A 26,606-nucleotide genomic window follows, 5' to 3' on the forward strand; every position below is an offset into this window, starting at 1 on the left:
CCTAAGCCGCTTCGCGAAGCGGCGTCGCCGTCAGTCGCTCGCCGTCATGGCCGGTGATGAGCGCCTCGACGATCTCGCCGGGCCTGCCCACCTCGATCGCGGCCAGCGTGAAGCCTTCCGTGCGGCCGATACCCTCCCGCTCGACCAGGACACGCTGGCACGTACCGTCAAGAGAGCGGAGATGCCTGCCGTAAGCGGCGTCACCTGCTGCGCGTAACCGGCCGGCACGCTCCTTCACCACATCGCGCGCAACCTGCGGCATGCGGGCGGCTGGCGTGCCTTTGCGCGGGGAGAAGGGAAACACATGCAGATGTGTGAGCCCGCACTCCTCGACGATCCGCAGCGAGTTTTCGAACATCTCTTCGGTCTCGGTCGGGAAGCCCGCGATGATGTCGGCGCCGAAGACCACGTCCGGCCGTAACCGCCGCACCTCCTCGCAGAAGCGGATGGAATCAGCCCGTAGATGCCGCCGCTTCATGCGCTTCAGGAGCATATCGTCGCCCGCCTGCAGAGAGAGGTGGAGATGCGGCATCAGCCGCTCCTCCTCGGCGAGCGCGGCGAATAAATCCGCATCCGCTTCGATGGAATCGATTGACGAGAGCCGGAGCCGCTTCAACTCCGGCACCTGCCGCAGAATGGCGCGCACCAGTGTGCCTAGCCGGGGACTCCCCGGCAGGTCGGCTCCGAAGCTGGTCAGGTCCACGCCCGTCAGAACCACTTCCGCGTAACCGTTCTCTACCAGCCGGCGTACCTGGTCCACCACGGCGCCCATGGGCACGGAACGGGAATTGCCGCGCCCATAGGGGATGATGCAGAATGTGCAGCGATGATCGCAGCCGTTCTGCACCTGTACGAAGGCGCGGGCGCGACCCTCGATTGCGTCCACCATGTGGGAAGCGGTCTCGCGCACCTCCATGATGTCGTTGACGCGCACCTTCTCGAATTGGTTGACGCCGAAATCCGGCAGGGCGCGATAGCTGTGGGCTTTCAGCTTCTCCTCGTTGCCGAGCACGAGGTCGACCTCTTCCATCCCGCCGAATGTCTCCGGCTCCGTCTGGGCGGCACAGCCGGTGACGATGATGCGGGCGTTCGGGTTTTCGCGCCGGGCTTTACGGATCGCCTGACGTGCCTGGCGCACGGCCTCGGCCGTTACGGCACAGGTATTAATCACGACCGCGCCGCCCTCGAGCCCGCCAAGCCCTGCAGCTTCGGCCTCCCGCTTGATGACCTCGGACTCATAGGCGTTGAGCCGGCACCCGAAGGTAAGGACATCGACCGCCATCAGGCCGCCCCTTCCACTTCGCGTTCCCATGCGCCAGTCGCAGGGTCGAAACGGCCGGAAAACTCCCACTCGGCAGGCCCGGTCATGATGACGTGATCGTCCTCGCGCCAGAAGATCTCGAGCGAGCCGCCCGGCAGGTTGACTTTTACCCGCCGCCCCGTGCGCCCGGTCCGGGCCGCCGAAACGGCGGCGGCGCAAGCGGCAGAACCGCAGGCGAGCGTCAGCCCTGCGCCGCGTTCCCAGGTGCGCATGGTGAGTCCTTCTGCCGACTCCACACGGGCAATCGTGATATTGGCGCGCTCGGGAAAGATCGGGTGGTTCTCGAGCATCGGGCCGAAGCGTTCCAAGTCATAGGAATACGGATCGTCCTCGACCCAGAAGATTGCATGCGGATTGCCCATGGAGGCAACGGAGGGCGAATGCAGCACCGGTTTGTCGATCGGGCCGACCTGCAGCTCTATCCGCCGGGTGTCGCGGAATTCCTCCGAGAGCGGGATGTCCTGCCAGCCGAAACGCGGCTTGCCCATATCGACTGATATTAGCCCGTCCTCGTGCTCCTCGGCGGTCAGAATCCCGGCAACAGTTTCGAAGGTGACGCTTCGCCGCCCCGTCTCCGCTGCGAGGGATTGCACCACGCAACGCATGCCGTTGCCGCAGGCTTGAGCGAGGCTCCCATCGGAATTGATGATCTCGATGTAGTACTCCGTGCCTTCCAGGCGCGAGTCGTAGATCGCCATGATCTGGTCGAAACGCGTCGCAGGATCGCTGGCGAGGCGCCGCGCGGCGTCAGGACTTACGCGATCCGTACGGCCGCGCATGTCGGCAACGATGATTTCGTTGCCGAGCCCATTCATCTTCGCGAAAGCTGCCTGTTCCGCCATTGAGGCTCCGGTCCATTGAGGTTTGGGGCCTATATGGCGGAATGCGCGGGAAATTACCAGACTTGGGAGGGAAGCGCGTCAGGCTATCGCGACAATTCCGAGCACCGCGAGCAGGAACAGGATCAGGACGATCGCAATCAGGATCTTCGCCCCCGTCATTGCCGCTCCCGCCAGGCTGTTCATGCCGAGCAGGCCGGCAACGGCTGCCACGATTAGAAGAATAAGTATCCACTTCAGCATCGGGAATCCTCGCTTTCGAAAATCGATGCGTTAACGTTTTTTTGTGGGGCCAGTTCCGCGCCCGCGAATTTCCCGGTTGATAACCGGTTCTTAACTATAGAGGTTTGTGATAGTTTTCCGTCCTCGCCTGGGTGGATGAGCCGGGGCGTCATTGGGGTAGCCCACAACGGAGAGAGGAATGCCGCACTCGAAAACCGGAGTTTTCGCGATTTCTTTTCTGGCGCTTGCCGTGGCGGGCTGCCAGTCGGACAGGATCAATCCCGTGCCCGCGCGCCAACCGCAGCCATTGCCGGCCGCTCCCTCCGGCACGATCACGGGCAGCCAGTTGCCGCCGCCTGCCCAGCCCGGCATGCAACCCGTAACCCCGGATCAGGCGGGAACAACCCTCGCGGCCGTTGATCCAGCCGCACAGGCGGCCGCTGCTGCCTCGGCCGCGCCGATCGAGAAAAACAGCCTTCTTGGCTCCTGGAGCGTCAATTCCGGCGGATCGTCGTGCCAGATGTTCCTGACGCTCACCAAATATGGAAACTCCTCGCGCGGCGGTACCCGCGGATGCTCGAACGAGCTCGCCAACATGCGTGCCTGGGATCTTTCGGGCAATCAGGTCGTCATGTATGACGAAAACGGGAATACCATCGCACGGCTTTATTCCAGCGGAGGCGGCCGGCTCGATGGACAGACGGCAGGGGGTACGCCAGTTTCGGTCTCGCGCTAGGCTGATACGGGCGCGACGACCACTTGCCGAAGACCGTACAAGGTGTCGCTTCGCCTATGTCCCTGCGTGACGTAAAAACCCATCTTTCCGTTGCCCAACGCTATGTCCATCTGGTCGAAACCGGGGCAGTCACCCGCGACGCACAGCAGGAGAAGGTGGCTGCTGCCCTCGATGGGCTGATCGAACGCATCGCTGAACACCGCCTCGCCCGTAAGTCGAGCGCGCTCGGCTGGCTTTTCGCCAAAAGCCGCCGAAACAGGGAGCCCGTTACCGGGCTTTATGTTTTTGGCGGGGTCGGGCGCGGCAAAACCATGCTCATGGACCTCTTTTTCGAACTTGTCCCGGTTAGGGGAAAGAGGCGCGTTCACTTCAACGCCTTCATGGCCGATGTGCATGACCGCATCGCCCGTCATCGTGCTGCATTGAAAACCGGAGAGGCGCGCGGGACCGATCCTATACCGCCCGTCGCAGCCGCGCTGGCGCGCGAGGCGTGGGTTCTCTGTTTCGACGAATTCAGCGTGACGGACATTGCGGACGCCATGATCCTCTCGCGCCTCTTCTCCGCCTTGTTCGCGGAGGGCGTGGTGCTCGTCGCGACGTCCAATGTGGCTCCGGATGAGCTCTATCGGGATGGCCTCAACCGCGGCCTGTTCGAACCGTTCATCGAAATCCTGAAGCGCCACGCCGCGGTCATGCGGCTCGACAACGGCACGGATTACCGCCTGGAAAAGCTTAATCGGCTTCCCGTCTATATCACGCCGCTCGGGCCCAAGGCCGACCGGATGATGGACGAGGCATGGTTGACCGCCACCGACGGTGAGGCAGGAAACGAGGAGAGGCTGGTCGTAAAGGGACGGAGCGTGATCATCCCCCGCGCTGTGGCCCGCGCGGCGCGCTTCTCATTCGCCGATCTCTGCAGCAAGCCTCTCGGCGCCAGGGACTACATGGCCATTGCGGGGCATTTCGATACGATCTTCATCGATCACGTGCCTGCCATGGATCATTCCAGGCGGAACGAAGCCAAAAGATTCATCCTCCTCATCGACACGCTCTATGATAACCGCAAACGGCTTTTCCTTTCGGCGGAGGAAGAACCGGACAAGCTCTATCAAGCGGTGTCGGGCACCGAGCAGTTCGAATTCGCTCGGACGGCCTCCCGGCTCGTCGAAATGCAGAGCGGTGATTGGTTGTCCCACCCGTCGGAACCCGGGACAGCGACGGTCTGAGCCTGGACTGATTTACGTTTACGTAAATCCGGAACTATCTAAACGATTGAAAAAACTTGGGTCAAAAGAATCGGTTGTATTTTTTTGCCTGCGGCATTATGGCATGCGGGATTTCTGATCGGCTACCGCGCTCGCATTTTTGCCGGACTTCTTCCTGAAGGTGCCGGCGTTTTTGAAAGGGGATCTCCAAACATGGCTCGCCACAAAATCGCTCTCATCGGCTCGGGCATGATCGGCGGCACGCTCGCCCATCTCGTCGGTCTGAAAGAACTGGGCGATGTCGTCCTGTTCGACATCGCTGAAGGTATCCCGCAGGGCAAGGGCTTGGATATCGCCGAGTCGTCGCCGGTCGAGGGCTTCGACGCCAAATATCTCGGCGCGAACGACTATGCAGCCATCGAAGGAGCGGATGTGTGCATCGTGACGGCAGGCGTGCCGCGCAAGCCCGGCATGAGCCGCGACGATCTGCTTGGCATCAACCTCAAGGTCATGGAGCAGGTCGGCGCCGGCATCAGGAAATACGCACCGAACGCCTTCGTCATCTGCATCACCAATCCCCTTGATGCGATGGTGTGGGCGCTGCAGAAATTCTCGGGCCTGCCGAAGAGCCACGTGGTCGGCATGGCCGGCGTGCTCGACTCAGCCCGTTTCCGCTACTTCCTGGCCGAAGAATTCAAGGTGTCGGTCGAGGACGTGACGGGTTTCGTGCTGGGCGGCCACGGAGACACCATGGTCCCGCTCACGCGCTATTCCACGGTCGCCGGCATTCCGATCCCGGACCTCGTGAAGATGGGCTGGACGACCCAGGAGAAGATCGACCAGATCGTGCAGCGCACGCGCGACGGGGGCGCCGAGATCGTCGGTCTCCTCAAGACCGGTTCCGCCTATTATGCACCGGCTTCCGCCGCCATTGCGATGGCCGAGGCTTATCTGAAGGACAAGAAGCGCGTTCTGCCCTGTGCAGCGCACGTGTCTGGCCAGTATGGCATCAAGGATCTCTATGTGGGTGTGCCGGTTGTGATCGGCGCTGGCGGCGTCGAGCGCATCATCGAAATCGACCTCAACAAGGCCGAGCAGAAGATGTTCGAGAGCTCGGTCGCCGCGGTCGAAGCCCTGTGCAAGGCATGCGGCGAGATCGCCCCGAATCTGAAGAACTAGGGAGTTCCCCTCCATGAACATCCATGAATATCAGGCCAAGGAACTCCTGAAGGGATATGGCGCACCGGTCGCCCAGGGCGTGGCTGTTTTCACGCCCGAAGAAGCGGAAGCTGCGGCCAAGAACCTGCCTGGGCCGCTCTATGTGGTGAAGAGCCAGATCCACGCCGGCGGACGCGGCAAGGGCAAGTTCAAGGAGCTTTCGCCCGATGCCAAGGGCGGCGTGCGGCTCGCCAAATCCGTCGAGGATGTGGTGGCGAACGCCCGTGAGATGCTCGGCAACACTCTCGTCACGAAGCAGACCGGCCCTGAGGGCAAGCAGGTGAACCGCCTCTATATCGAGGACGGAGCCGATATCGCCCGCGAGCTCTATCTGTCAATCCTGATCGATCGCACCGTTGGCCGCCCTGCCTTTGTCGTCTCCACCGAAGGCGGCATGGATATCGAAGCTGTGGCCGAGGAGACGCCGGAGAAGATCCTGACGCTGCCCATCGACCCGGAAAAGGGCGTGACGGCGGATGACGTGGCAAAGCTGAGCGAGGCGCTGAAGCTCGAAGGCGCGGCGGCGAAGGACGGCGAGACGCTCTTCCCGACGCTTTACAGGGCGTTCACCGAGAAGGACATGAGCCTCCTTGAGGTCAATCCTCTCATCGTGATGGAGAACGGGCACCTGCGCGTCCTGGATGCGAAGGTTTCCTTCGACAACAACGCGCTCTTCCGCCACGAAGACGTGGTCGCGCTGCGCGATACCTCGGAAGAGAACGAGAAGGAAATCGAGGCTTCCAAATACGACCTCGCCTATGTCGCGCTCGACGGCAATATCGGCTGCATGGTGAACGGCGCGGGCCTCGCCATGGCGACGATGGACATCATCAAGCTTTACGGCGCGGAGCCCGCCAACTTCCTCGATGTGGGCGGCGGCGCCTCCAAGGAGAAGGTGACGGCGGCCTTCAAGATCATCACCGCCGACCCCAATGTGAAGGGCATCCTGGTCAACATCTTCGGCGGCATCATGCGCTGCGACGTGATCGCGGAAGGCGTGATCGCGGCCGTGAAGGAAGTCGGCCTCAAGGTGCCCCTGGTCGTTCGGCTTGAGGGCACCAATGTCGAACTCGGCAAGAAGATCATCGCCGATAGCGGCCTCAATGTGATCCCGGCAGACGATCTGGATGATGCCGCCAAGAAGATCGTGGCGGCGGTGAAGTAGAAGATATGGGCGGCCTGGGAAGAGACCCGGGACCGCCCGCGACATTGGATGCAATGCCGGAGGGTGAATCCCTCACCGGGCTGAAGCGGCTGTAGGAGATAGAATGTCCATTCTCGTCGACAAGAATACCAAGGTCCTCGTCCAGGGGCTGACGGGCAAGACCGGCACGTTCCATACCGAGCAGGCGCTCGCCTATTACGGCACGAAGATGGTCGGCGGCATCCATCCCAAGAAGGGTGGCGAGATGTGGCGCAGCGGGCTCGACAGCGCTGCCGAACTGCCGATTTTCGCCACCGTGGCCGAGGGCAAGGAGAAGACGGGCGCCGACGCTACGGTCATCTACGTGCCTCCGGCAGGGGCCGCGGCAGCGATCATCGAGGCGATCGAAGCGGAAATCCCGCTCATCGTCTGCATCACGGAAGGCATTCCGGTGATGGACATGGTCCATGTGAAGGCCAAGCTGGAAAAGTCCAAGTCGCGCCTGATCGGCCCGAACTGCCCCGGCGTGCTGACACCGGAAGAATGCAAGATCGGCATCATGCCGGGCAACATCTTCAAGAAGGGTTCCGTGGGTGTTGTTTCGCGCTCCGGCACGCTTACCTATGAGGCGGTGTTCCAGACCACCAATGAAGGCCTCGGCCAGACGACTGCAGTGGGCATTGGTGGCGATCCCGTGAAAGGTACGGAATTCATCGACATCCTCGAAATGTTCCTTGCTGATGACGAAACCAAATCCATCATCATGATCGGCGAAATCGGCGGCTCCGCAGAAGAGGATGCGGCGCAGTTCCTTCTGGACGAGGCGAAGCGCGGGCGGAAGAAGCCGATGGCGGGCTTCATCGCCGGCCGCACGGCACCCGCAGGGCGCACCATGGGCCATGCAGGCGCAGTGATCTCCGGCGGCAAAGGCGGAGCAGAGGACAAGATCGAGGCGATGGAGCGGGCGGGCATCAAGGTATCGCCCTCTCCGGCGCGTCTTGGGAAAACTCTGGTCGAGGCAATCAAGGATTAGCGAATAGGGAGTAGCGAATAGAGAAAGATCCAGGGAGCGCGAGAACACCCCTACTCGCTATTCGCTACTTCCCATTCGCGTAAAAAGGAGACGAAGCCAAAAGCTTCGGCATGATATGGCGCGGCAAAACCAGGCCAACGAAGATTTTTCCATCACCTCGTTCCTCTATGGCGGCAATGCCGCCTATATCGAGGATCTCTACGCATCCTATGAGAGCGATCCCAATTCCGTCAGCACGGATTGGCGTGCCTTCTTCAGCCAGCTCAAGGACAATGCTGCCGATGTGAAGAAGAGCGCCGAAGGCGCCTCCTGGAAGAAGAAGGGATGGCCGCTCGTCGCCAATGGCGAACTCGTTTCCGCGCTCGATGGCAATTGGGCGGCGCTCGAAGGCGACATCAATCTCAAGCTCAAGAAGAAGGCGGCCGAAGGCGGCGTCTCCCTTTCCGAAGCCGAGATCTATCAGGCGACACGTGATTCCGTGCACGCGATCATGATGATCCGCGCCTATCGCATGCGCGGTCACCTTCATGCCGATCTCGATCCGCTCGGCCTTGCAAAGCCGATCGACGATTACAACGAGCTCTCCCCTGAAGCCTACGGCTTCACGGAAGCCGATTTCGACCGGCCGATTTTCATAGACAATGTCCTGGGTCTGGAAACCGCCACCATCCGCGAGATGCTGGCGATCCTGAAGCGCACCTATTGCTCCACGCTCGGCGTGGAGTTCATGCACATCTCCAATCCCGAGGAGAAGGCGTGGATCCAGGAGCGCATCGAGGGGCCGGACAAGGGTGTCGCCTTCACCGCCAATGGCAAGAAGGCGATCCTGCAAAAGCTGATCGAGGCGGAAGGTTTTGAGCAGTTTCTGGACGTCAAGTACAAGGGCACCAAGCGGTTCGGGCTCGACGGTGGCGAATCGCTTATCCCTGCGCTGGAACAGATCATCAAGCGCGGCGGACAACTGGGCCTGAAGGAAATCGTGCTCGGCATGGCCCATCGCGGGCGCCTCAATGTGCTTTCCCAGGTCATGGGCAAGCCGCATCGCGCCATATTCCACGAGTTCAAGGGCGGATCCTTCGCGCCGGACGAAGTGGAGGGTTCGGGCGACGTCAAGTATCACCTCGGCGCCTCTTCCGACCGGGAGTTCGACGGCAACAAGGTGCACCTGTCCTTGACAGCGAACCCGTCGCATCTGGAAATCGTCGACCCCGTCGTGATGGGCAAGGCACGCGCCAAGCAGGACCAGCTTTTCGGCCGCACGCGGGACGAGATCGTCCCGCTGTCGGAGCGCGTGCGTGTGATGCCGCTTCTGCTCCACGGCGACGCGGCTTTCGCCGGGCAGGGCGTGGTGGCGGAGTGCCTCGGGCTTTCCGGCCTGCGCGGTCACCGCGTGGCGGGAACCGTGCACTTCATCATCAACAACCAGATCGGCTTCACGACCAATCCGCGTTTCTCGCGCTCCTCGCCCTATCCTTCAGATGTGGCGAAGATGATCGAGGCGCCGATTTTCCACGTGAACGGCGATGACCCGGAAGCCGTCGTCTATGCGGCCAAGGTCGCGACCGAATTTCGCATGGCTTTTCACAAGCCGGTCGTCATCGACATGTTCTGCTATCGCCGCTTCGGTCATAACGAGGGCGACGAGCCGGCATTCACGCAGCCGATCATGTACCAGACCATCCGGTCGCATCCGACGACCGTCGAGATCTATTCGAAGAAGCTGATCGAAGAGGGTCTCGTCACCAAGGACGACGTCGACCAGATGAAAGCCGAGTGGCGGGCCACGCTTGAGGCTGAATTCGAGGCCGGTCAGGCCTACAAGCCCAACAAGGCCGACTGGCTGGATGGCGCGTGGTCTGGCCTGAAGAAGGCGGACGATGAGGACGAACAGCGCCGCGGCAAGACTGCCGTGCCGGTGAAGACCCTCAAGGAAATCGGCAAGAAGCTGACGGAAGTGCCCGCCGATTTCGAGGTCCACCGCACGATCCGTCGCTTCCTCGACAACCGCAAGCAGATGATCGAGACCGGCGAGGGCCTCGATTGGGCCACTGCCGAGGCGCTCGCCTTCGGTTCCATCCTGCTCGAAGGCAATCCGGTGCGCCTTTCAGGCCAGGATTCGGAACGCGGCACTTTCTCGCAGCGTCACTCGGTGCTCTACGACCAGCGCGACGAGAACCGTTATATCCCGCTCAACCATCTGGGCCCGCAGCAAGCCTTCTATGAAGTCATCAATTCGATGCTTTCAGAAGAGGCCGTGCTCGGCTTCGAATACGGATATTCGCTGGCCGAGCCCCGAGCACTGACCCTTTGGGAGGCTCAGTTCGGCGACTTCGCCAATGGCGCCCAGGTGGTCTTCGACCAGTTCATCTCCTCGGGCGAGCGCAAGTGGCTGCGCATGTCGGGCCTGGTCTGCCTTCTGCCGCATGGCTATGAGGGCCAGGGACCGGAGCACTCGTCGGCGCGCCTGGAGCGCTTCCTGCAGCTCTGTGCGGAAGACAACATGCAGGTGGCGAACGTCACCACGCCCGCCAACTACTTCCACATCCTGCGCCGTCAGCTGAAGCGCGATTTCCGCAAACCGCTGATCCTGATGACGCCGAAGTCGCTGCTCCGCCACAAGCGGGCGGTTTCCACGCTCGCCGAGATGTCGGGAGAGAGCACGTTCCACCGGCTGCTGTGGGACGATGCGCAGTATCTTTCGAACCAGCCGATCAAGCTCGTCAAAGATTCGAAGATCCGTCGCGTCGTCATGTGCTCCGGCAAGGTCTATTACGACCTTTATGAAGAGCGTGAGAAGCGGGGCATCAACGACATCTACCTGCTGCGCGTCGAGCAGCTCTACCCGTTCCCGGCGAAGGCCCTGCTTACCGAGCTGTCGCGCTTCCGCAATGCGGAGATGGTGTGGTGCCAGGAAGAGCCCAAGAATATGGGCGCCTGGTCCTTCATCGATCCCTATCTGGAGTGGGTCCTGCAGCACATCGAGGCCAAGCACAAGCGCGTGCGCTACGCCGGCCGGCCAGCTGCCGCTTCGCCCGCGACCGGTCTCATGTCGAAGCATCTGGAGCAGCTCGCGGCCTTCCTCGAAGACGCATTGGGCGGCTGAAGCACGAGCGAACGAACCAACGGAAATTGAGAACAATGGCTACCGAAATCCGCGTCCCCACCCTGGGCGAATCCGTCACCGAGGCCACCATCGGCCGCTGGTTCAAAAAGGTCGGCGATCCGATCGCCGTCGATGAGCCGCTCGTCGAACTCGAGACCGACAAGGTGACGGTGGAAGTGCCCGCACCATCCGCGGGCACGCTGCAGGAGATTGCCGTCAAGGAAGGCGAGACCGTCGAGGTCGGCGCATTGCTCGGCTCCATCGGAGAAGGCGGCGGCGCGGCCAAGCAGCCCCCCGCGCAAGGGGAAAAGAAGGACGCGGTCTCTCAGGCAGCCGGCAATTCCGGCGCCTCCAGCACCGCGGAGGCAATCGAGAAGACGGCCAAGGTCGGCGGCGAGCCGCCGATTGAGCAGCGCGATCGTCCGCCGGCACCTTCCGCTGCCAAGCTCCTGGCGGAGAACAGGATGTCCGTCGACGAGGTGGCGGGCTCCGGCAAGGACGGCCAGGTCCTCAAGGGCGATGTGCTCGCCGCCATCGAGCGCGGCAGCCGCGGCGCTCCCAGCCAGCCGACGGAAATGCCCAAGATCGCCCGCGCGCCTTCCACGCCGGAGGACGAGGTGCGCGAGGAACGCGTGAAGATGACGCGTCTGCGCCAGACCATCGCCCGGCGCCTGAAGGACGCGCAGAACACCGCCGCAATGCTTACCACCTTCAACGAGGTGGACATGTCGGCGGTCATGGACCTGCGCAAGAAGTACAAGGATCTCTTCGAGAAGAAGCACGGCGTGAAGCTCGGCTTCATGGGCTTCTTCACAAAGGCCGTTTGCTACGCGCTCAAGGAGATCCCGGCCGTCAATGCCGAGATCGACGGCGCGGATATCATCTACAAAAACTACTGCCACATCGGCGTCGCCGTGGGTACGGACCGGGGCCTGGTGGTGCCGGTCGTGCGCGATGCCGACCGCATGAACATCGCCGAGATCGAGAAGGAGATCGGCCGGCTTGGTATGGAGGCTCGTGACGGCAAGCTCTCCATGGCCGACATGCAGGGCGGCACCTTCACCATTTCCAATGGCGGCGTCTACGGCTCGCTGATGTCGACGCCGATCCTCAATGCGCCACAATCCGGCATCCTCGGCATGCACAAGATCCAGGAGCGCCCCATGGTCGTCGGCGGACAGATCGTCATCCGCCCGATGATGTATCTGGCGCTCTCCTACGATCATCGCATCGTCGACGGCAAGGAAGCCGTCACCTTCCTGGTCCGTGTCAAAGAGGTTCTGGAGGACCCGGAACGCCTGGTGCTCGATCTCTAAGCCTCGCCGATTTCTCCTAAAGCAAGTGAGGGATTTTCATGCCCGACACCTATGACGTCGTCGTGATCGGAACCGGCCCCGGCGGCTATGTCTGCGCCATCAAGGCCGCACAGCTCGGCCTGAAGACGGCCGTGGTGGAGAAGCGGCCGAACCATGGTGGAACCTGCGTCAATGTAGGCTGCATCCCGTCCAAGGCGTTGCTGCACGCAACGGAGATGCTGGCCGAGGCGCAGCATTCCTTCGCCGATCTCGGCATCGAGGTGGGCACGCCGAAATTCGACCTGAAGAAGATGCTGGTTCACAAGGACAAGACGGTCGAACAGAACGTCAAAGGCCTCGATTTCCTGTTCAAGAAGAACAAGATTGACGTCTTCCGCGGCACAGGCCGGATCGCCGGCGACGGTAAGGTCGTCGTAACCGGCGACGACGGCAAGGACCAGACGGTCGAGACGAAAAACATCGTCATCGCCACCGGTTCGGACGTAGCGGGCATTCCGGGCGTCGACGTCAAGTTCGACGAGAAGGTGATCGTCTCTTCCACCGGCGCGTTGGAACTCGACAACGTCCCGGACCGCCTGATCGTGGTCGGCGGCGGCGTTATCGGGCTGGAGCTAGGCTCCGTTTGGTCGCGGCTTGGCGCGAAGGTAACAGTGATCGAGTATCTCGACACCATCCTCGGCGGCATGGACGGCGAGGTGGCAAAACAGTTCCAGCGCATGCTGGGCAAGCAGGGCTTCGAGTTCAAGCTGGGCGCAAAGGTGACCGGCGTTTCCAAGACCAAGGACGGCGCCTCGGTAACCTTCGAGCCGGCCAAGGGCGGCGCGGCGGAAACGGTCGATGCGGATGTCGTCCTGGTTGCCACCGGGCGCAAACCCTATACCGACGGGCTGGGCCTCGCGGAAGCAGGCGTCGAGCTCGACGAGCGCGGCCGCGTGAAGACGGACAGTCATCTGCGAACGAATGTTCCGGGCATCTATGCGATCGGAGACGTCATCGCGGGCCCGATGCTTGCTCATAAGGCAGAGGACGAGGGTGTCGCCGTCGCCGAGATTATCGCCGGCCAGGCGGGTCACGTGAATTACGACGTCATTCCCGGGGTGGTTTATACGAGCCCCGAAGTTGCGTCGGTGGGCAAGACCGAGGAAGAGCTGAAGAAGGCCGGCATCGAATACAATGTTGGGAAGTTTCCCTTCAGCGCCAACGGGCGAGCCCGCTCCATGCTTCATACGGACGGTTTCGTTAAGGTGCTCGCGGACAAGAAGACCGACCGCGTGCTTGGCGTTCATATCCTTGGCTTCGGGGCGGGCGAGATGATCCACGAAGCGGCCGTTCTGATGGAATTCGGCGGCTCGTCGGAAGATCTTGCGCGCACTTGCCATGCACACCCGACCATGTCGGAAGCCGTCAAGGAAGCCGCACTCGCAACCTTCTTCAAGCCGATCCACAGCTAGCCCGCCCGGCCCTTCAAAAAAGTGTGCCGGCACGCAGGTCGCTGCCGGCCTGCAGAGATCCTTCAAAGAAGAATGGCCGCGAATGCATCGCGGCCATTCTCGTATCCAGCCAAGCCGAGATATTACTGGCCGGCAGGGGCAGGGGTGCTCGGAGCAGGAGTGGTCGTACCACCTTGCGGGGCTGCAGGAGCCGTGCCGCCGCCTGTGGTGCTACCACCAGTAGTGCTGCCGCCGGTATCCGGTGCAGCGGGAGTCGTATCGGCAGGCGGGGTTGCGGTGGTGCCGCCCGGAGCGGGATTGACCGTCGTGTTGTTGTCGCCGCCTCCGGGCACGACCACCGTGTCCTGATCGCCCGGCGCCACTGCGGTATCGCGGCCGCCGAAGAAGGAGGAGCCGCCGAAGGCCAGGAGCAGGATCACAACGATCGCAGCCAAAACGGCCACCACGATGAAGGTGCTTCCGCTACCGCCTGAGCGGACGACGGTCTGATTGCTGGTGGGCGCCGCGCCCGCCGGGGTTACACGCGGATCATTTTCCGGCGCGTTCGTGGGTCGATCATAATTGCTCATCGGAACCGATCTCCGTTATCCTTTGGGCAGTTAACGCCATTTGGCTGCGGAGGGTTCCGTTTCGTGCCTATGAGGCGGCTAATCGGCAGGGGTCACTCGGTATCCCGCTTGCCGCAGCAGGCTCACCAGACCGGTTTCGCCGGGAATATGCATGGCCCCGACCGCGATGAAGGCGCCACCTTTTTCCAGCAAAGGCTCAGCGCGTTCGGCCATGACATGGTTGCGCATTTCCACCATCCGCTTTTCGAACTCGGCGTAATCCGCCTCCTCCCGCCCCTCGAGCTCAAGGAGTTCGCTGAGCGCCGGGCGGAACATGCCTGGTTCGCCCGCCAGGTAGAGCGAGATCATGGTCTCGATCAGGTCGTCCATGCGGTCGCCCAGTGCGAGCGTGCCCACAAGGCCTTGGATGTGGAGCTCCATAGGCAATGAAGCCATGGCCGAAAGCTGCTCTTCGACCGTTTCGAGCCCGGCGATTTGCTTGCCGGCCGCTTTTGCCTCCATGGCGAGCTTGGCATCGAGAACCGGCGTACCCTGCTGCTGACGCTTGATCTCGCATTCAGGCAGCGAAACGAGGGAGATGAGGATCCATGGCTTCATCTTCGCCACGCTCTGCAATGACATCCCACGCTCTTGAAGCGCCTTCTCGACGATCTGGCTTTCTTCGGCGGAAAGATGGTCCGCAAGGGTCTCCTTGCCCGGAAACATCATCAACTCCGGCTTTGCCGCCATGGCCGCCATCATGGCCTGCTTGTCCAGAATATCCGTCGTTTCGATCACCACGGTCTCGGCAGCGGTGAATGCATCTTTCGCGGAGCGCGGCAGTTCCGTTACGCGCGGATCCGTCACGTGCATCGTGCCGAAGAGATAGGAGGGCTTCGACGAGCCTTTCTCAACACGCCAGAGAAGGCGATCGCCGTTGGGTATAGAAGCAGCTTCCGCCTTGATCCTTTGCAGCAAGACCGGGTCCTGCTCGGCGAGTTCTGCGACGAGGTCGATGCCCTGACAGACCGCTTCCTCCGCCCGTGCTTTGCCAGCTAAGAACAGCCCCCAAAAGAAGAAGGACAGGAAACTGGCCAAGATGGCGGCGGCGAGCCACCTCAACTGACTGGATCGGAAGTGAAACTGGTTCATCCGCAGAGCGATATAGCGCGAAAACGGCAAAATTGTCTGTTCACGCCCTTGGATGGGCTTTTTCATAGATTTCGAGAAGTCTCGACGTATCGACGGCTGTATAGACCTGCGTTGTCGAGAGGCTCGCATGCCCAAGAAGCTCCTGGATGGCCCGCAGATCACCGCCGCGCCCGAGCAGATGCGTGGCGAAGGAGTGACGTAGAGCGTGGGGGGTCGCGGTGTCCGGCAGATTGAGCGCGGAGCGCATCTTGCGCATCTCTCGCTGGATTATCGCCGGCTGCAGCTGGCCGCCGCGCGCGCCGCGAAAGAGCGGAGCGTCATTGCCAAGCGGATAGGGGCAGAGACGCTGATATTCGGCGACGGCTTCCGCTACCACGGGCAAGACCGGAACGATCCGGACCTTGCTTCCTTTGCCGGTAACGCGCAGCGAACCGGAGCGCATCGCGGGAATGTCGGCCCCCTTGAGCCCGAGAGCCTCTCCTATGCGGAGGCCGGATCCATAAAGAAGGGCAAGCACTGCCGCATTGCGGGCCGCGATCCAAGGCTCTTCCGCAAGCTGCCCCTCCCCTGATGCGACGCGCCTCGCATCGGCGGCCGTAAGGGGCTTGGGCAGGCCCTTGGGCGCCCGGGGTGCCCTGAGGGCGCCCGCGCCCGCGGCATTGGCGAGCCCTTTTCTTTCCAGAAAGCGAAGAAGCGAGCGTATCCCCGCAAGCCCCCTGCCAAGCGTGCGTGCGCCAGCTCCGTCTGCCCGTCGCGCCGCAAGAAACGCACGCAGATCGGCCGGGCGCATTTCTGCAATATCCGAAAGTCCCGGGGCACCGCCGCAATGGCCGGTCAGGAACTGCAGGAACTGCCGCGTATCGCGCTCATACGCCTCGAGGGTCAGCCGTGCCAGCCGTCTCTCTTCCTTAAGCGAGGCAAGCCAATCGGCACGCGCTTTCTGCAGGTCGGGTTTTGCAGAAATGAGAAACTCTTCGCTCATCGGCTTCACTCCTGCGACGGAGCCGACGTGATAGCGGATACAGGGTTATCGTTGCGTGAAGATGCCGAGGTCCCCTACGGCTTCCCAGCTCCGGAAAGCACGCGCATCGCGCTCTCCAGCGTTCTCCTGAACACCGAATCGAAGGAGATGCTCTCGGCTTCCCAATTTTCGAGCATGTCTCCCGTTGCAAGCTGCCATTGCGAAGACCAGCGAAATGCCCGCTCGTTCCAGACGAGAGAGCCCGCCAGTAACGCCTCGGAATTCAACGCCCTGCGCAGATCGTCAAGCTGCTCTGGGACTGCGTTTCCTAAAACGGCGGTTTCGACCGCAATCTCCTGCTCGCCGGGAAAGCTGATCCGCAGCCCCAGTTCTTCAGCAATATCGACAAGCGTCTGCCTATGGTCGGAACCGAGATCGCTTCCCCGTGTGAGCAAAAAGTGCCTTGTGCCGTTGTCCACGCCGATGGCGAGGCCGATGGTGGGCCGCTCGAGCCAGGGCGAGCGTCCTAGTTCCCGCAAGGCTCCATCGATCTTTTCCTTCGAGAAAACGACGGTCAGCAGATGCGGCCTCTCGCGCGTGCCCTGCTCGTCATGCGCGGGAATACCGGCCATGCGATCGACCAGCTCGTGGCTTTCCACAAACTCCGCAGCACGGACAGCCAGAGCGACCACCTCTGGAGAACCGGCGAGATCCGGATCGCCGGAAACCTTGACGAGGACCTCTTCCAGGGACTCGGCAAACCCCCTCAATTTTTCGTGCTCGAAATTACCGGTGATGACCACGGTGGCGCGGTAGAGCGTTTGTGTATCCACCGAGGCGAACGCGCCCCGGGGAAGCGAAAACAGTATTAGGAGCGCGGTAAGAAGCGTTCGAACTGGCCAAGAAAAATCGCGCATCGCCGCCCCCGCGTGAATCAAAATGTCTGCATAACACGGGGAAACGGTTTGGGCGAGAATACCTCATAAGAGGTATGCATACGGTGGCTATCCGCCCTCGATTTCCTCGCGCAGCATTTCGAGCTCCAGCCATTCTTCTTCCATTTGCTCGCGCTCCGCGCGTTTCCGGTCGAGTTCTTGCGAGAGTTTAGCGAAAGCGGCGGCATCGCGCGAGTAGAGCATGGGGTCCGCAAGCTTTTCCTCCAGCTGCGCAATCTCTGCGCAGATCGCTTCAATCCGGTCGGGCAAGGTTTCGAGCGCAAATTTCTGCTTGTAGGAGAGCTTCTTTGCACTTTGCCTTTGGGGCTCGGCTTGCCCTTGCACGCCGCGCGAGGATTCTTGTGCGGCGCGTATCTTGCGCCGGTCGAGTTCCTCTCCCTTCCGCTGCGCCATCATGTCGGAATAGCCGCCCGCATACTCGATCCAGCGACCATTGCCGGCCGGCGCGATGGTGCTCGTTACCGTGCGATCAAGAAAATCACGGTCATGGCTTACGAGGATCACGGTGCCTGGAAAGCCTTCCACGAGTTCCTGCAACAGATCTAGCGTTTCCATATCGAGATCGTTGGTGGGCTCGTCGAGAACCAGCAGGTTCGCAGGACGCGAAAGAAGCCGCGCCAGCACCAGCCGCGCCCGCTCTCCGCCGGAAAGCTCGCGCACGGGCGTACGCGCCTGCTCCGGCTTGAAGAGAAAGTCCTTCATATAGGAAACGACATGGCGTTCCTGACCATTGACCACCACGGTCTCGCCCCGGCCGTCGGTCAGAAAATGCGCGAGCGTTTCGTTCGGATCGAGCGCAGCGCGGTTCTGATCGAGCGTTGCGATATCGAGATTCGCCCCCAGCCGCACCTTGCCCTCATCCGGCTCCAATGCACCGGTGAGCAATTTAAGCAGGGTGGTCTTACCCGCCCCGTTTGGACCAACAAGGCCCACCCTGTCGCCGCGGAGGATCCGGATCGAGAAATCTTTCACCACCGTGAGGTCGCCGAAGCTTTTTGTAAGGTTTTCTGCCTCGATCACGAGCTTCCCGGACAATGCGGCGTCGCTCGCACGCATCGTAGCGACGCCCTCGGCGCCACGATAATTGCGATGGCGAGCCCGCAGTTCATGAAGCTCGGAAAGCCGGCGCACATTGCGTTTGCGCCGCGCGGTCACGCCATAGCGCAACCAATGCTCCTCGCGCGCAATCTGGCGTCCGAGCTTCTCCTGCTCCCGCTCCTCCTCTTCGAGGAGCTTGTCCCGCCAATCCTCGAAATGGGCGAAGCCCTTTTCGAGGCGCCGCGTCACCCCGCGATCGAGCCATACCGTTGCGCGGCTCACCTTCTCCAGGAACCGGCGGTCGTGCGAAATGACCACCACCGCCGAGGCGGAGCGCTGCAGCTCGTCTTCCAGCCATTCGATCGTGTTCAAGTCGAGATGGTTGGTGGGCTCGTCGAGCAGCAGCAGGTCCGGCTGCGGAGCAAGCACTTTGGCAAGAGCAGCACGCCGGGCCTCGCCCCCAGAGAGCGAGGCCGGCGCCTCCTCACCGGTCAGCCCCAGCTTGTCGAGCACCAGCGCAACGCGGTTCATGTCATCCGCCGGACCAAGACCGGCCTCCACATAGGCACGCACGGTCTCGAAACCCTGCCAATCCGGGGCTTGGGGCAGGTAGCGCAGAGTGGCTGTGGGTTGACGAAAAACCTCGCCTTCCTGAGGGTCCACAAGTCCCGCGGCAATCTTGAGCAGCGTCGATTTCCCCGAGCCGTTGCGGCCGACAAGCGCTACGCGCTCCCCTGGTCCGATCATCAGGGATGCACCAGCAAGCAGCGGTGTACCGCCGAAGGTAAGCCGAATATCGTCAAGCTTGAGAAGAGGAGGTGCCACGTTCACGCGTTTCCGTTTGCAAAGAAGTCGGCGACGAGAAGTGCCCGGCCTCGTTCGAGCACCACGGCAAGCTCGCCGCGCACGACGTTCGAAAGGATAAGGGAGGATCCGAAGGGAACTTCAACCGAATGGAGCGGCCACTTGGCGCCCTCCACCGTGAGGCCCGAAAGTTCGGTAAAGGCGAGAATGCTGAACAGCGTGCCGTCCGGATAGCCGAAAGTGTAGCGCTTCGCGTTGAGCAGCGGTGTCCCTTCCTGGCTCCCGCTTGTCAGAAGGGTAGTCACGCCCTCTTCCGCAAGCTTCACCGCCAGGGCGAGATGCAGATATGCGTGATCCGGCCGCATGCCCCCGAACGCGCCGACAAGCACCAGCGAGGTCGCGCCGAGATCAAGGGCTGTTTCTATCGCGAGTTCGCCGTCGGTCTTGTTCTTGTCGGCGGGATAGACTTCGCGAGCGACGTCGGAGAACTCCGCGCCATCCTCCTCGACCGAGGATGAGTCGAAGTCGCCCACCCAGAGCTCCGGCCGCACACCAAGCGGTTTTGCGTGGCGCATTCCCGAATCGGCGGCGATCACACGCGCCCCGGCCAAACGGTCGCGAAGTTGCGGGGTGGGACGAATATCGCCGCCCAACAGGATGACAAATCGGCTCATGAGCCGGGCCTTACCACGCGCGCCATTTCCAGCGAAAGCACCTCTCAGGCAACATCGAGCACGATCTTGCCGATATGGCTGCTCTCCTCCATTCGCTCATGCGCCCGCCAAGCTTCGCGCAGGGGAAAGATCGTATCCATCACGGGCGCAATCTTCCGCGCCGCAAGCAGAGGCCACACTTTCGCTTCGAGTTCAGCCGCTATGTGCGCCTTGAACTCGACGCTGCGCGGGCGAAGTGTCGATCCGGTATGGGTAAGGCGCTTTACCATGAGCTTGGAGAAATCCACCTCCGTCTTCGATCCGCTCAGGAACGCGATCTGCACGATGCGCCCGTCCATGGCCGCGGCCGCATAGTTGCGATCGACATAGCCGCCGCCCACCATGTCCAGGATGACATCCGCGCCGCGACCTTCGGTCGCCTCCTTTACGGCCAACACGAAATCCTCCTCGCGGTAGTTCACCGCTCGAGCCGCACCCAATCTGATGCAGGCCTCGCATTTTTCCGCCGAACCGGCGGTTGCGATCACCGTCGCTCCGAACTGGCTGGCCAACTGGATCGCGGTCGTGCCAATGCCGGACGACCCGCCATGGACCAGAAGCGTCTCGCCGGATTGGAGGCCACCCCGCTCAAAAACATTGTGCCAGACGGTAAAGAACGTCTCAGGGAGGGCAGCCGCCTCGGTGAAGGTGAACCCATGCGGGATGGGCAGCGCGTTGGTTCCATGGACAAGGCAGTATTCCGCATAGCCGCCGCCCGGCGTTAGCGCGGTAACTTCATCGCCGATGCGCCAGCGTTCCACGCCTTCGCCAATAGCCGCAACGATACCGGAGACTTCCAGGCCGGGCAGATCGGAAGCGCCCGGTGGAGGAGGATATGTCCCTTTTCGTTGCGCCACATCTGGCCGGTTCACGCCAGCAGCCTTGACCTGGATCAGGATCTCGCCATTGCCGGGCTTGGGCACTGGCCGCTCTTCGGGTTTCAGCACCATCGGGCCGCCATGCTCGATGATGGCAACCGCCATCATCTTTTCAGGGATGTCGTTCGACGTCATAGCAAAGCCTTCTTTCTGCAATCTTCCTCACTGCGCCGGCAGGAATGCATTGCCTCGCTCCCAGCCGGTTATGTATTGTCGTCTTGCGCTTGCGGCAAAGAATTGCGGATGGGGATTATGGACGAGGATGCGGTGGCACGGCCACCCCAATACACAATCGGCCAAGATCTTTCGACCTTTTCAGTTGAGGAGCTAAAGCGGACGATCGGCCTGCTCCGCGACGAGATCGCGCGGTTGGAACAGGAGCTGAGCTCGAAGGATTCCACGAAAGCCGCGGCCGAAGCGCTTTTCCGCCGCAGCTGACCGGCTGTTCATTCATCCGGGGCCGCATGGCGGCAGCCGGCCTGAGAAAGGCACTCACATATGCTTTCCTCCGTCGGATCGATTGTTGCCCTGCTCTTGGGAACCGCATTTCTCTTGAGCGGCTCCGGGCTCTTCGGCCTTCTCATTCCACTGCGCGGCCAGTACGAAGGTTTTTCCACCACTGCGCTGGGCTTTCTCGGCACCTGCTGGGCCGGCGGGTTCATTGCCGGATGCTATCTTGGGCCCCGGCTCGTCCGCCGCGTCGGACATGTACGCGCCTTCGGTGCTTTTGCCGCGACCGGGGCGATCGTATCGCTCGTCAACGGCATCTGGATCAACGAGATCGTCTGGTTCATCCTGCGCGCCTTCACCGGCTTCACGATGGCCGGCGCGTTCATGGTGATCGAGAGCTGGCTGAACGAACGCTCGACCAATGAAACCCGCGGAAGGATCTTCGGCCTCTACATGATGGTCACCTACGCCTCCATCATGGCGGGGCAGATGGTGGTGACGCTCGGGGACGTGACGACCCCGATCCTCTTTATGCTCACCGGTATTCTCTTCTGCCTGGCGCTGCTGCCGACTGCGATTTCCACCGCCGTGACGCCGGCGCCCTTGGCAGATGTGAAGATCGACTTCCGAAATCTCTATGCCAACTCGCCGGTGGCCGTCTTCGGATGCCTGCTCGTCGGCATCTCCAATGGCGCTTGGGGAACATTGGGAGCTGTCTACGGGGCCGAGGTCGGCATCTCCACCTTCCAGATAGCCGTCATGATGAGCGTCGCAGTGGTTGCCGGCGCAGTTGCACAGGTGCCGATCGGCCGAATCTCGGACCATACGGACCGCCGGTTTGTACTTGCGGGCTGCTCGCTCGGTGCGGCTCTAATTGGCCTTGCAATTTTCGTGACCGCTCCGCGCATCGGCGGCGTCATCATCACGATGACGGGTCTCTACGGCTTGCTTGCCTATGTTCTTTATCCGATTTCCGTCGCGCATGCGAACGACCATGCCTCGGCGAACGATTTCGTGAAAGTCTCGAGCGGTTTGCTGCTTCTCTACGGAATCGGCACCATGGCCGGGCCAATCTTCGCCGGGCTGTTCATGCAGTGGCTGCGTCCGGAAAGCCTCTTCCTCGCCACCGCGGGTGCCCATCTGGGCATCACGATTTACGCGCTCGTTCGGATTTCGCGGCGTGCGCCGGTGCCCGTGCAGGAGAAGGAAACCTTCCAGACGATCCCGGCTGCCCAGCCCGCTGCCACACCTCAAAGCGTGATGCTCGATCCCAGAGCCGATGCCGGCGAGGAGCAAGCGGAAGAGGCAGAAAACGAAAAAGTGGAAACTGCCGCGTAAGGCGCGAGTCCTACGGGTTGATCCTGGAGAGATTCTTCGAGCTTCCTGGCGCGTTGGTCAAACGCCAGGAAGAGAAGTTATCCCGAACCTTGATATCGGCTCAGCAAATCAGTGCCTGGTCTGAAGGTCCCTGAGTCTTTCCATCTCGTCTTTTATGGCCAGCTTGCGTCTCTTCAGCTTCGCGATCTCCAGCGGATCGACGGAGGGATGCGTCATCGCATCGTCGATTTCACGCTGCAGGTCGACATGCTTACGCTGAAGCTCGGCAAGATGGGTTTCAAGCGACATGGGTGCCTCCTTCCTTGGTTCCTGGTGAACCGCCCGGAATGCTCCCGCCCTTGTTCCATGACGGTACGATGACAGTCTGCCACCAATGGCGCCGGATGTCGAATGTTAAAGGGTAGCATTTATCCACTCCCTGAAATGTGATAGAGAGAGGGGGTGCCTGTTCCGGTTTGGGACGGCACCGGCGCTCTGCGCCGTATCCCTGCCGGAGTCAAAACAGATCGTGAGAATGTCGGAACAGGAACAGGCTGAGATTCGCCTTGAATTCGCCCGTCTGAAGCAGGACCACGCCGATTTCGATGCGGCGATTAACGCGATGATCGCCTCCGGCTGCGATCCCCTGCAGATCCAGCGCATGAAGAAGAAGAAGCTCGCGCTGAGAGATCGCATTCAACAGCTCGAAGACAAGATCATTCCAGACATCATCGCATGAAGTTCCGCTTTCCCGGCGCCGCACTGGGGGCTAGAGAGCTGACTTCAAATCAAGGGAATTCTGCATGGATCGGCAGCAGACTGATGTCGCAATCATCATGGGAAGCCAATCGGACTGGGAAACGATGCGGCATGCAGCGGACACGCTCGACGCGCTCGAGATCTCCAAGGACGTGCGGATCGTTTCCGCGCACCGCACACCCGAGCGCCTCTACGAATTCGCTAAGGGCGCCAAGGCCGCTGGCTTTAAGGCCATCATCGCCGGTGCCGGCGGCGCCGCGCACCTGCCGGGCATGACGGCGGCGCTGACACCATTGCCTGTTTTCGGCGTGCCGGTGGAATCGAAGGCGTTATCGGGCCAGGATTCGCTTCTTTCCATCGTCCAGATGCCTGCGGGAATTCCGGTAGGTACTTTGGCCATCGGCCGGTCTGGCGCGGTAAACGCGGCGCTTCTGGCGGCCGCAGTCCTGGCGCTTTCCGATGATGCGCTCGCCGGGCGGCTCGAAGCCTGGCGTGCGCGCCAGACCGCCGAAGTTGCCGAGCACCCGAAGGACAACGCATGAACCAGCCGCTCGCGCCAGGCGCCACGATCGGTATTGTCGGCGGCGGCCAGCTCGGGCGGATGCTCGCAATGGCCGCTGCGCGCCTCGGATACCACACGGTGGTGCTGGAGCCTGATAAGGCCTGTCCTGCGGCAGAGGTCGTCGGCCATCACATCGTTGCGTCCTACGACGACGGCAGGGCTTTGGAACAACTCGCAAAGCTCAGTGACGTGGTCACTTACGAATTCGAGAATGTGCCCGTGATGGCCGCGCGATCCCTCGCCGACCGCGTTCCGCTCCATCCTTCCGCCGAAGCGCTGGAGGCCGCACAGGATCGCTTGTCCGAGAAGATCTTCCTCAACACGATCGGTATCCCAACCGCTCCCTTTGTGTCCGTCGATAACGAAGGCGACTTGGCGCAGGGGCTCGTGCGGTTCGGCGGCAACGGCGTGCTCAAGACAAGGCGCCTGGGCTACGACGGCAAGGGACAGCGCGTGTTCCGACAGGCCCGCCCGGGGGATGCCGGGGGTGTGGTGGCCGCCATGGGGGCTGTGCCTCTCATTCTCGAGGGACTTGTCGCCTTCGAGCGGGAAATTTCCATCATCGCCGCGCGGGGGCTCGATGGGACGCTGGCCGCATACGACCCCGCAGAAAACATCCACCGGAACGGCATTCTCTTTCAATCAACCGTTCCTGCCGCGATCACGGACGAAACGGCTGATGCGGCTAGGGAGGCGGCTTACGCCATCCTTTCAGCGCTGGACTATATCGGCGTGATCGGGGTCGAATTCTTCGTACTCCCGGACGGCTCCTTGCTCGTCAACGAGATCGCTCCGCGCGTGCATAATTCGGGCCACTGGACGGAGGCCGCCTGCGCGATTTCCCAGTTCGAGCAGCATATCCGAGCCATTGCCGGACTCCCGCTGGGCAGCACGGCACGCCATTCCGATTGCACGATGGAAAACCTCATCGGCTCCGACCAGGATCGCGCGCCCGCTTTACTCGCCGAGGCCGATCTCATGCTTCAGCTCTACGGAAAGGCGGAAGCGAGACCGGGTCGCAAGATGGGCCATTTCACGCGTATCCGGCCACGCGGCGACCAAATCGGCTAAGACGCACTCGGCGCCAGAAGCGTGCCTGGCCAGCGAAGCGCCCGTATTTATGAGCCCGCCTTATTAAGAAAGGCGGCAAACTGGTCGTCCGGAACAAAGGAGCCACCCGTCGTCCAGAGAATGTGCGTCGCGTTGGCGAGATTCTCCCCCAGGCCCATTTCTTTGCAAAACGCCCTGCCCTCGGCATGGCTGACGATAAAGCCGGGTCCGGCGAATGCGGCGGTCGCGGAGGGCTCGAGCCGCAGGCCCAGGATGGAGTGGGCAAGTTGCAGCCAGCGGAACAGATCCTCGTCCGAAACGGTGAAAACGCCAGCGAGCATGTTGCGCATAACGGTTGCCACGAAGGCGGACATGCGCGCGACAGCCATGCCGTCGGCCTCCGTCTTGTTGGTAAGACCGACATCGTACACGGAAACCAGTTCTTCCGAACCGCTCATCATATGCACGAGCGCACAAGGGGATTGGACAGGTTCGACAAAGAAGCAATGAACATTGTCGCCGAACACGGTCTTGGCGCCAAAAGTGACGCCGCCCGGAGCGCCACCTATTCCGCAGGGCAGATAGAGGAACAGGGGGTGCTCTGCATCGACCTGGACCCCGCGAGCGCGCAGCTGTTCCTTTAGTTCCAGGGCGGCGGCGCTATAGCCGAAAAACAGGTGCTGCGATTGTTCGTCGTCGACGAAATAGATCGACGGGTCCTGCTCGGCGGCAAGCCGCGCATTCTCGACGGCGGTCGTGTAATCGGCCTGGTGCTTGACGACGTCTACTCCCAGCCGCGTCAGGCGGTCGACCTTCCAGGTCTTCGCATCCGATGACATATGCACCGTCGCCTTAAAGCCCAGGGCGCGGGCTGCCACGCCGACGCTTAAGCCAAGATTGCCGGTGCTTCCCACCGCGATCGTGTGACGCGAGAACAGGGCACGTGCATCATCTTCCGCCAAACGTCTTATGTCATCGCCTTGCTTGAGAAGACCTTCCTTTCTTGCCAATTGCTCGGCGAAGACGAAGACCTCATACACACCGCCACGTGCCTTGATCGATCCTGCGACCGGGAGGTCCCCGTCAGCCTTGATGAACTGACGGCCGAACTCTTCTCCGCCATAACCGAGAGCTGCGGACAGGCCTTGCAATTCGATCAGTTCGGAGCGGATCCGGCCGCCGCTGGCCTTCAACTCGGGAAAGCAAATTTCGAGGAGCGGGGCGAACCTTTCCCAATTCTGCTGCGCCTCGAGAACTTGAGCCGCACGCACCGGCAGCGCGGGATCCTCGACTGCGCCCGGACGATAGGCGGGGTTCGTCCAAAGCGTAGGACGGGCAGCGAGCACATCGGCGCGGGCCGGAATGTCTGGCAACTGAATGGTCATGTGGACAACACGCCGTCAGCGCCCTCCTTCGAAAATAACCGAATCATGCGGCTTCTCCCTTCAAACATATCTTGCGATGGCGAGATCCGTCGCATCGATGTCGGGTTTGCGGCCGCTGACGAGATCGCTGATGAGGCGCGCCGAGCCGGCGCTCATCGTCCATCCGAGCGTGCCATGGCCGGTGTTGAGGAAGAGGCCTTCGATTTTCGTCGGGCCGATGACCGGCGTCCCGTCCGGCGTCATCGGTCTCAGCCCCGACCAGAAGGAGGCCTTTGCGGCATCNCCGCCGGGAAAGAGATCCATGACGGAATGCTCCAGCGTGCGCCGCCGCGCCAGGCCCAGATCGTTGGTGTAGCCGGAAATCTCCGCCATGCCGCCGACGCGGATGCGGTCGCCGAGCCGGGTGATCGCGATCTTGTAGGTTTCGTCCATGACGGTCGATTCC

26 protein-coding genes are annotated in these 26,606 nt (G+C 61.8%); 13 read left to right on the plus strand and 13 right to left on the minus strand.

What is annotated here, in order from left to right; all coding sequences use genetic code 11:
* Position 1 precedes the first annotated feature (1 nt).
* From mtaB to CHEJ32_RS26705, 3 genes are all read right to left on the minus strand, one after another.
* Entirely contained in the window at positions 2-1,282 is a 1,281-nt protein-coding gene (gene mtaB, locus CHEJ32_RS0110100; RefSeq protein WP_028033776.1) for a tRNA (N(6)-L-threonylcarbamoyladenosine(37)-C(2))-methylthiotransferase MtaB, read from the minus strand.
* Positions 1,282-2,163 carry a diaminopimelate epimerase gene (gene dapF, locus CHEJ32_RS0110105; protein WP_028033777.1) on the minus strand — a complete coding sequence of 294 codons (882 nt, stop codon included), beginning with the start codon at positions 2,161-2,163 and terminating at the stop codon, positions 1,282-1,284. Before dapF ends, mtaB begins: the two co-directional genes overlap by 1 nt.
* 78 nt (positions 2,164-2,241) lie before the next feature.
* Complete coding sequence (locus CHEJ32_RS26705; RefSeq protein ID WP_028033778.1) at positions 2,242-2,403, minus strand: DUF1328 domain-containing protein; 162 nt, start codon at positions 2,401-2,403, stop codon at positions 2,242-2,244.
* A 178-nt stretch (positions 2,404-2,581) separates the two neighbouring features.
* On the opposite strand from CHEJ32_RS26705, the gene CHEJ32_RS0110115 reads away from it, so the two are divergent.
* The 8 genes from CHEJ32_RS0110115 to lpdA all read left to right on the plus strand — a co-directional run bounded on the left by CHEJ32_RS0110115 (position 2,582) and on the right by lpdA (position 13,588).
* Complete coding sequence (locus tag CHEJ32_RS0110115) at positions 2,582-3,118, plus strand: protease inhibitor Inh/omp19 family protein (RefSeq protein WP_028033779.1); 537 nt, start codon at positions 2,582-2,584, stop codon at positions 3,116-3,118.
* A 56-nt stretch (positions 3,119-3,174) separates the two neighbouring features.
* Positions 3,175-4,344 carry a cell division protein ZapE gene (gene zapE, locus CHEJ32_RS0110120; protein ID WP_028033780.1) on the plus strand — a complete coding sequence of 390 codons (1,170 nt, stop codon included), beginning with the start codon at positions 3,175-3,177 and terminating at the stop codon, positions 4,342-4,344.
* 192 nt (positions 4,345-4,536) lie between these two features.
* Positions 4,537-5,502, plus strand: coding sequence for a malate dehydrogenase (gene mdh / locus CHEJ32_RS0110125; protein ID WP_028033781.1), 966 nt, complete (start codon positions 4,537-4,539; stop codon positions 5,500-5,502).
* 13 nt (positions 5,503-5,515) lie between these two features.
* On the plus strand, positions 5,516-6,706 hold the full coding sequence (gene sucC, locus CHEJ32_RS0110130) for an ADP-forming succinate--CoA ligase subunit beta (RefSeq protein ID WP_028033782.1): 1,191 nt from the start codon (positions 5,516-5,518) through the stop codon (positions 6,704-6,706).
* 103 nt (positions 6,707-6,809) lie between these two features.
* Positions 6,810-7,718 (plus strand): succinate--CoA ligase subunit alpha, encoded by a 909-nt coding sequence (gene sucD / locus CHEJ32_RS0110135; RefSeq protein WP_028033783.1) that lies wholly within the window; start codon positions 6,810-6,812, stop codon positions 7,716-7,718.
* A gap of 115 nt (positions 7,719-7,833) precedes the next feature.
* Positions 7,834-10,821, plus strand: coding sequence for a 2-oxoglutarate dehydrogenase E1 component (locus CHEJ32_RS0110140; RefSeq protein WP_028033784.1), 2,988 nt, complete (start codon positions 7,834-7,836; stop codon positions 10,819-10,821).
* Positions 10,822-10,856: 35 nt separating this feature from the next.
* Entirely contained in the window at positions 10,857-12,137 is a 1,281-nt protein-coding gene (gene odhB, locus CHEJ32_RS0110145; RefSeq protein ID WP_028033785.1) for a 2-oxoglutarate dehydrogenase complex dihydrolipoyllysine-residue succinyltransferase, read from the plus strand.
* A 38-nt stretch (positions 12,138-12,175) separates the two neighbouring features.
* Positions 12,176-13,588, plus strand: coding sequence for a dihydrolipoyl dehydrogenase (gene lpdA / locus CHEJ32_RS0110150; RefSeq protein WP_028033786.1), 1,413 nt, complete (start codon positions 12,176-12,178; stop codon positions 13,586-13,588).
* Between the two features lie 122 nt (positions 13,589-13,710).
* Here the strand turns inward: lpdA and CHEJ32_RS26200 are convergent, their stop codons facing one another.
* The 7 genes from CHEJ32_RS26200 to CHEJ32_RS0110190 all read right to left on the minus strand — a co-directional run bounded on the left by CHEJ32_RS26200 (position 13,711) and on the right by CHEJ32_RS0110190 (position 20,746).
* Positions 13,711-14,157 carry a hypothetical protein gene (locus CHEJ32_RS26200; RefSeq protein WP_051469576.1) on the minus strand — a complete coding sequence of 149 codons (447 nt, stop codon included), beginning with the start codon at positions 14,155-14,157 and terminating at the stop codon, positions 13,711-13,713.
* Positions 14,158-14,235: 78 nt separating this feature from the next.
* Positions 14,236-15,354 (minus strand): TraB/GumN family protein, encoded by a 1,119-nt coding sequence (locus tag CHEJ32_RS0110165; RefSeq protein ID WP_245261055.1) that lies wholly within the window; start codon positions 15,352-15,354, stop codon positions 14,236-14,238.
* Positions 15,329-16,270, minus strand: a complete 942-nt coding sequence (locus CHEJ32_RS0110170) for a tyrosine recombinase XerC (protein ID WP_028033788.1) — start codon at positions 16,268-16,270, stop codon at positions 15,329-15,331. The genes CHEJ32_RS0110165 and CHEJ32_RS0110170 overlap by 26 nt, the downstream gene beginning before the upstream one ends.
* 74 nt (positions 16,271-16,344) lie before the next feature.
* Positions 16,345-17,166 carry a DUF2066 domain-containing protein gene (locus CHEJ32_RS24355; RefSeq protein WP_051469577.1) on the minus strand — a complete coding sequence of 274 codons (822 nt, stop codon included), beginning with the start codon at positions 17,164-17,166 and terminating at the stop codon, positions 16,345-16,347.
* 87 nt (positions 17,167-17,253) lie between these two features.
* Positions 17,254-19,068: an ABC-F family ATP-binding cassette domain-containing protein gene (locus tag CHEJ32_RS0110180; protein WP_028033789.1), complete on the minus strand. Its 1,815-nt coding sequence runs from the start codon at positions 19,066-19,068 to the stop codon at positions 17,254-17,256.
* A gap of 2 nt (positions 19,069-19,070) precedes the next feature.
* Complete coding sequence (locus tag CHEJ32_RS0110185) at positions 19,071-19,721, minus strand: thiamine diphosphokinase (RefSeq protein WP_028033790.1); 651 nt, start codon at positions 19,719-19,721, stop codon at positions 19,071-19,073.
* 44 nt (positions 19,722-19,765) lie between these two features.
* Positions 19,766-20,746 (minus strand): NAD(P)H-quinone oxidoreductase, encoded by a 981-nt coding sequence (locus CHEJ32_RS0110190; protein WP_028033791.1) that lies wholly within the window; start codon positions 20,744-20,746, stop codon positions 19,766-19,768.
* 144 nt (positions 20,747-20,890) lie between these two features.
* On the opposite strand from CHEJ32_RS0110190, the gene CHEJ32_RS0110195 reads away from it, so the two are divergent.
* Complete coding sequence (locus CHEJ32_RS0110195) at positions 20,891-21,076, plus strand: DUF1192 domain-containing protein (RefSeq protein WP_156936667.1); 186 nt, start codon at positions 20,891-20,893, stop codon at positions 21,074-21,076.
* 60 nt (positions 21,077-21,136) lie between these two features.
* Entirely contained in the window at positions 21,137-22,426 is a 1,290-nt protein-coding gene (locus CHEJ32_RS24360) for an MFS transporter (protein WP_034658167.1), read from the plus strand.
* A 108-nt stretch (positions 22,427-22,534) separates the two neighbouring features.
* On the opposite strand, the gene CHEJ32_RS0110205 is transcribed toward CHEJ32_RS24360, so the two are convergent.
* Positions 22,535-22,714, minus strand: coding sequence for a YdcH family protein (locus CHEJ32_RS0110205; protein ID WP_028033793.1), 180 nt, complete (start codon positions 22,712-22,714; stop codon positions 22,535-22,537).
* A gap of 226 nt (positions 22,715-22,940) precedes the next feature.
* On the opposite strand from CHEJ32_RS0110205, the gene CHEJ32_RS0110210 reads away from it, so the two are divergent.
* From CHEJ32_RS0110210 to CHEJ32_RS0110220, 3 genes are all read left to right on the plus strand, one after another.
* Positions 22,941-23,144 (plus strand): YdcH family protein, encoded by a 204-nt coding sequence (locus tag CHEJ32_RS0110210; protein WP_028033794.1) that lies wholly within the window; start codon positions 22,941-22,943, stop codon positions 23,142-23,144.
* Positions 23,145-23,208: 64 nt separating this feature from the next.
* On the plus strand, positions 23,209-23,706 hold the full coding sequence (gene purE / locus CHEJ32_RS0110215; protein ID WP_028033795.1) for a 5-(carboxyamino)imidazole ribonucleotide mutase: 498 nt from the start codon (positions 23,209-23,211) through the stop codon (positions 23,704-23,706).
* Positions 23,703-24,797, plus strand: a complete 1,095-nt coding sequence (locus tag CHEJ32_RS0110220; protein WP_028033796.1) for a 5-(carboxyamino)imidazole ribonucleotide synthase — start codon at positions 23,703-23,705, stop codon at positions 24,795-24,797. Before purE ends, CHEJ32_RS0110220 begins: the two co-directional genes overlap by 4 nt.
* Before the next feature lie 47 nt (positions 24,798-24,844).
* On the opposite strand, the gene CHEJ32_RS0110225 is transcribed toward CHEJ32_RS0110220, so the two are convergent.
* Positions 24,845-26,161, minus strand: a complete 1,317-nt coding sequence (locus CHEJ32_RS0110225) for a D-serine ammonia-lyase (RefSeq protein ID WP_028033797.1) — start codon at positions 26,159-26,161, stop codon at positions 24,845-24,847.
* 60 nt (positions 26,162-26,221) lie between these two features.
* A partial coding sequence (locus CHEJ32_RS0110230; protein ID WP_028033798.1) for an FAD-dependent oxidoreductase occupies positions 26,222-26,606 on the minus strand: 385 nt, incomplete at its 5' end.

Source organism: Chelativorans sp. J32 (assembly GCF_000518985.1).
Lineage (GTDB): Bacteria > Pseudomonadota > Alphaproteobacteria > Rhizobiales > Rhizobiaceae > Chelativorans.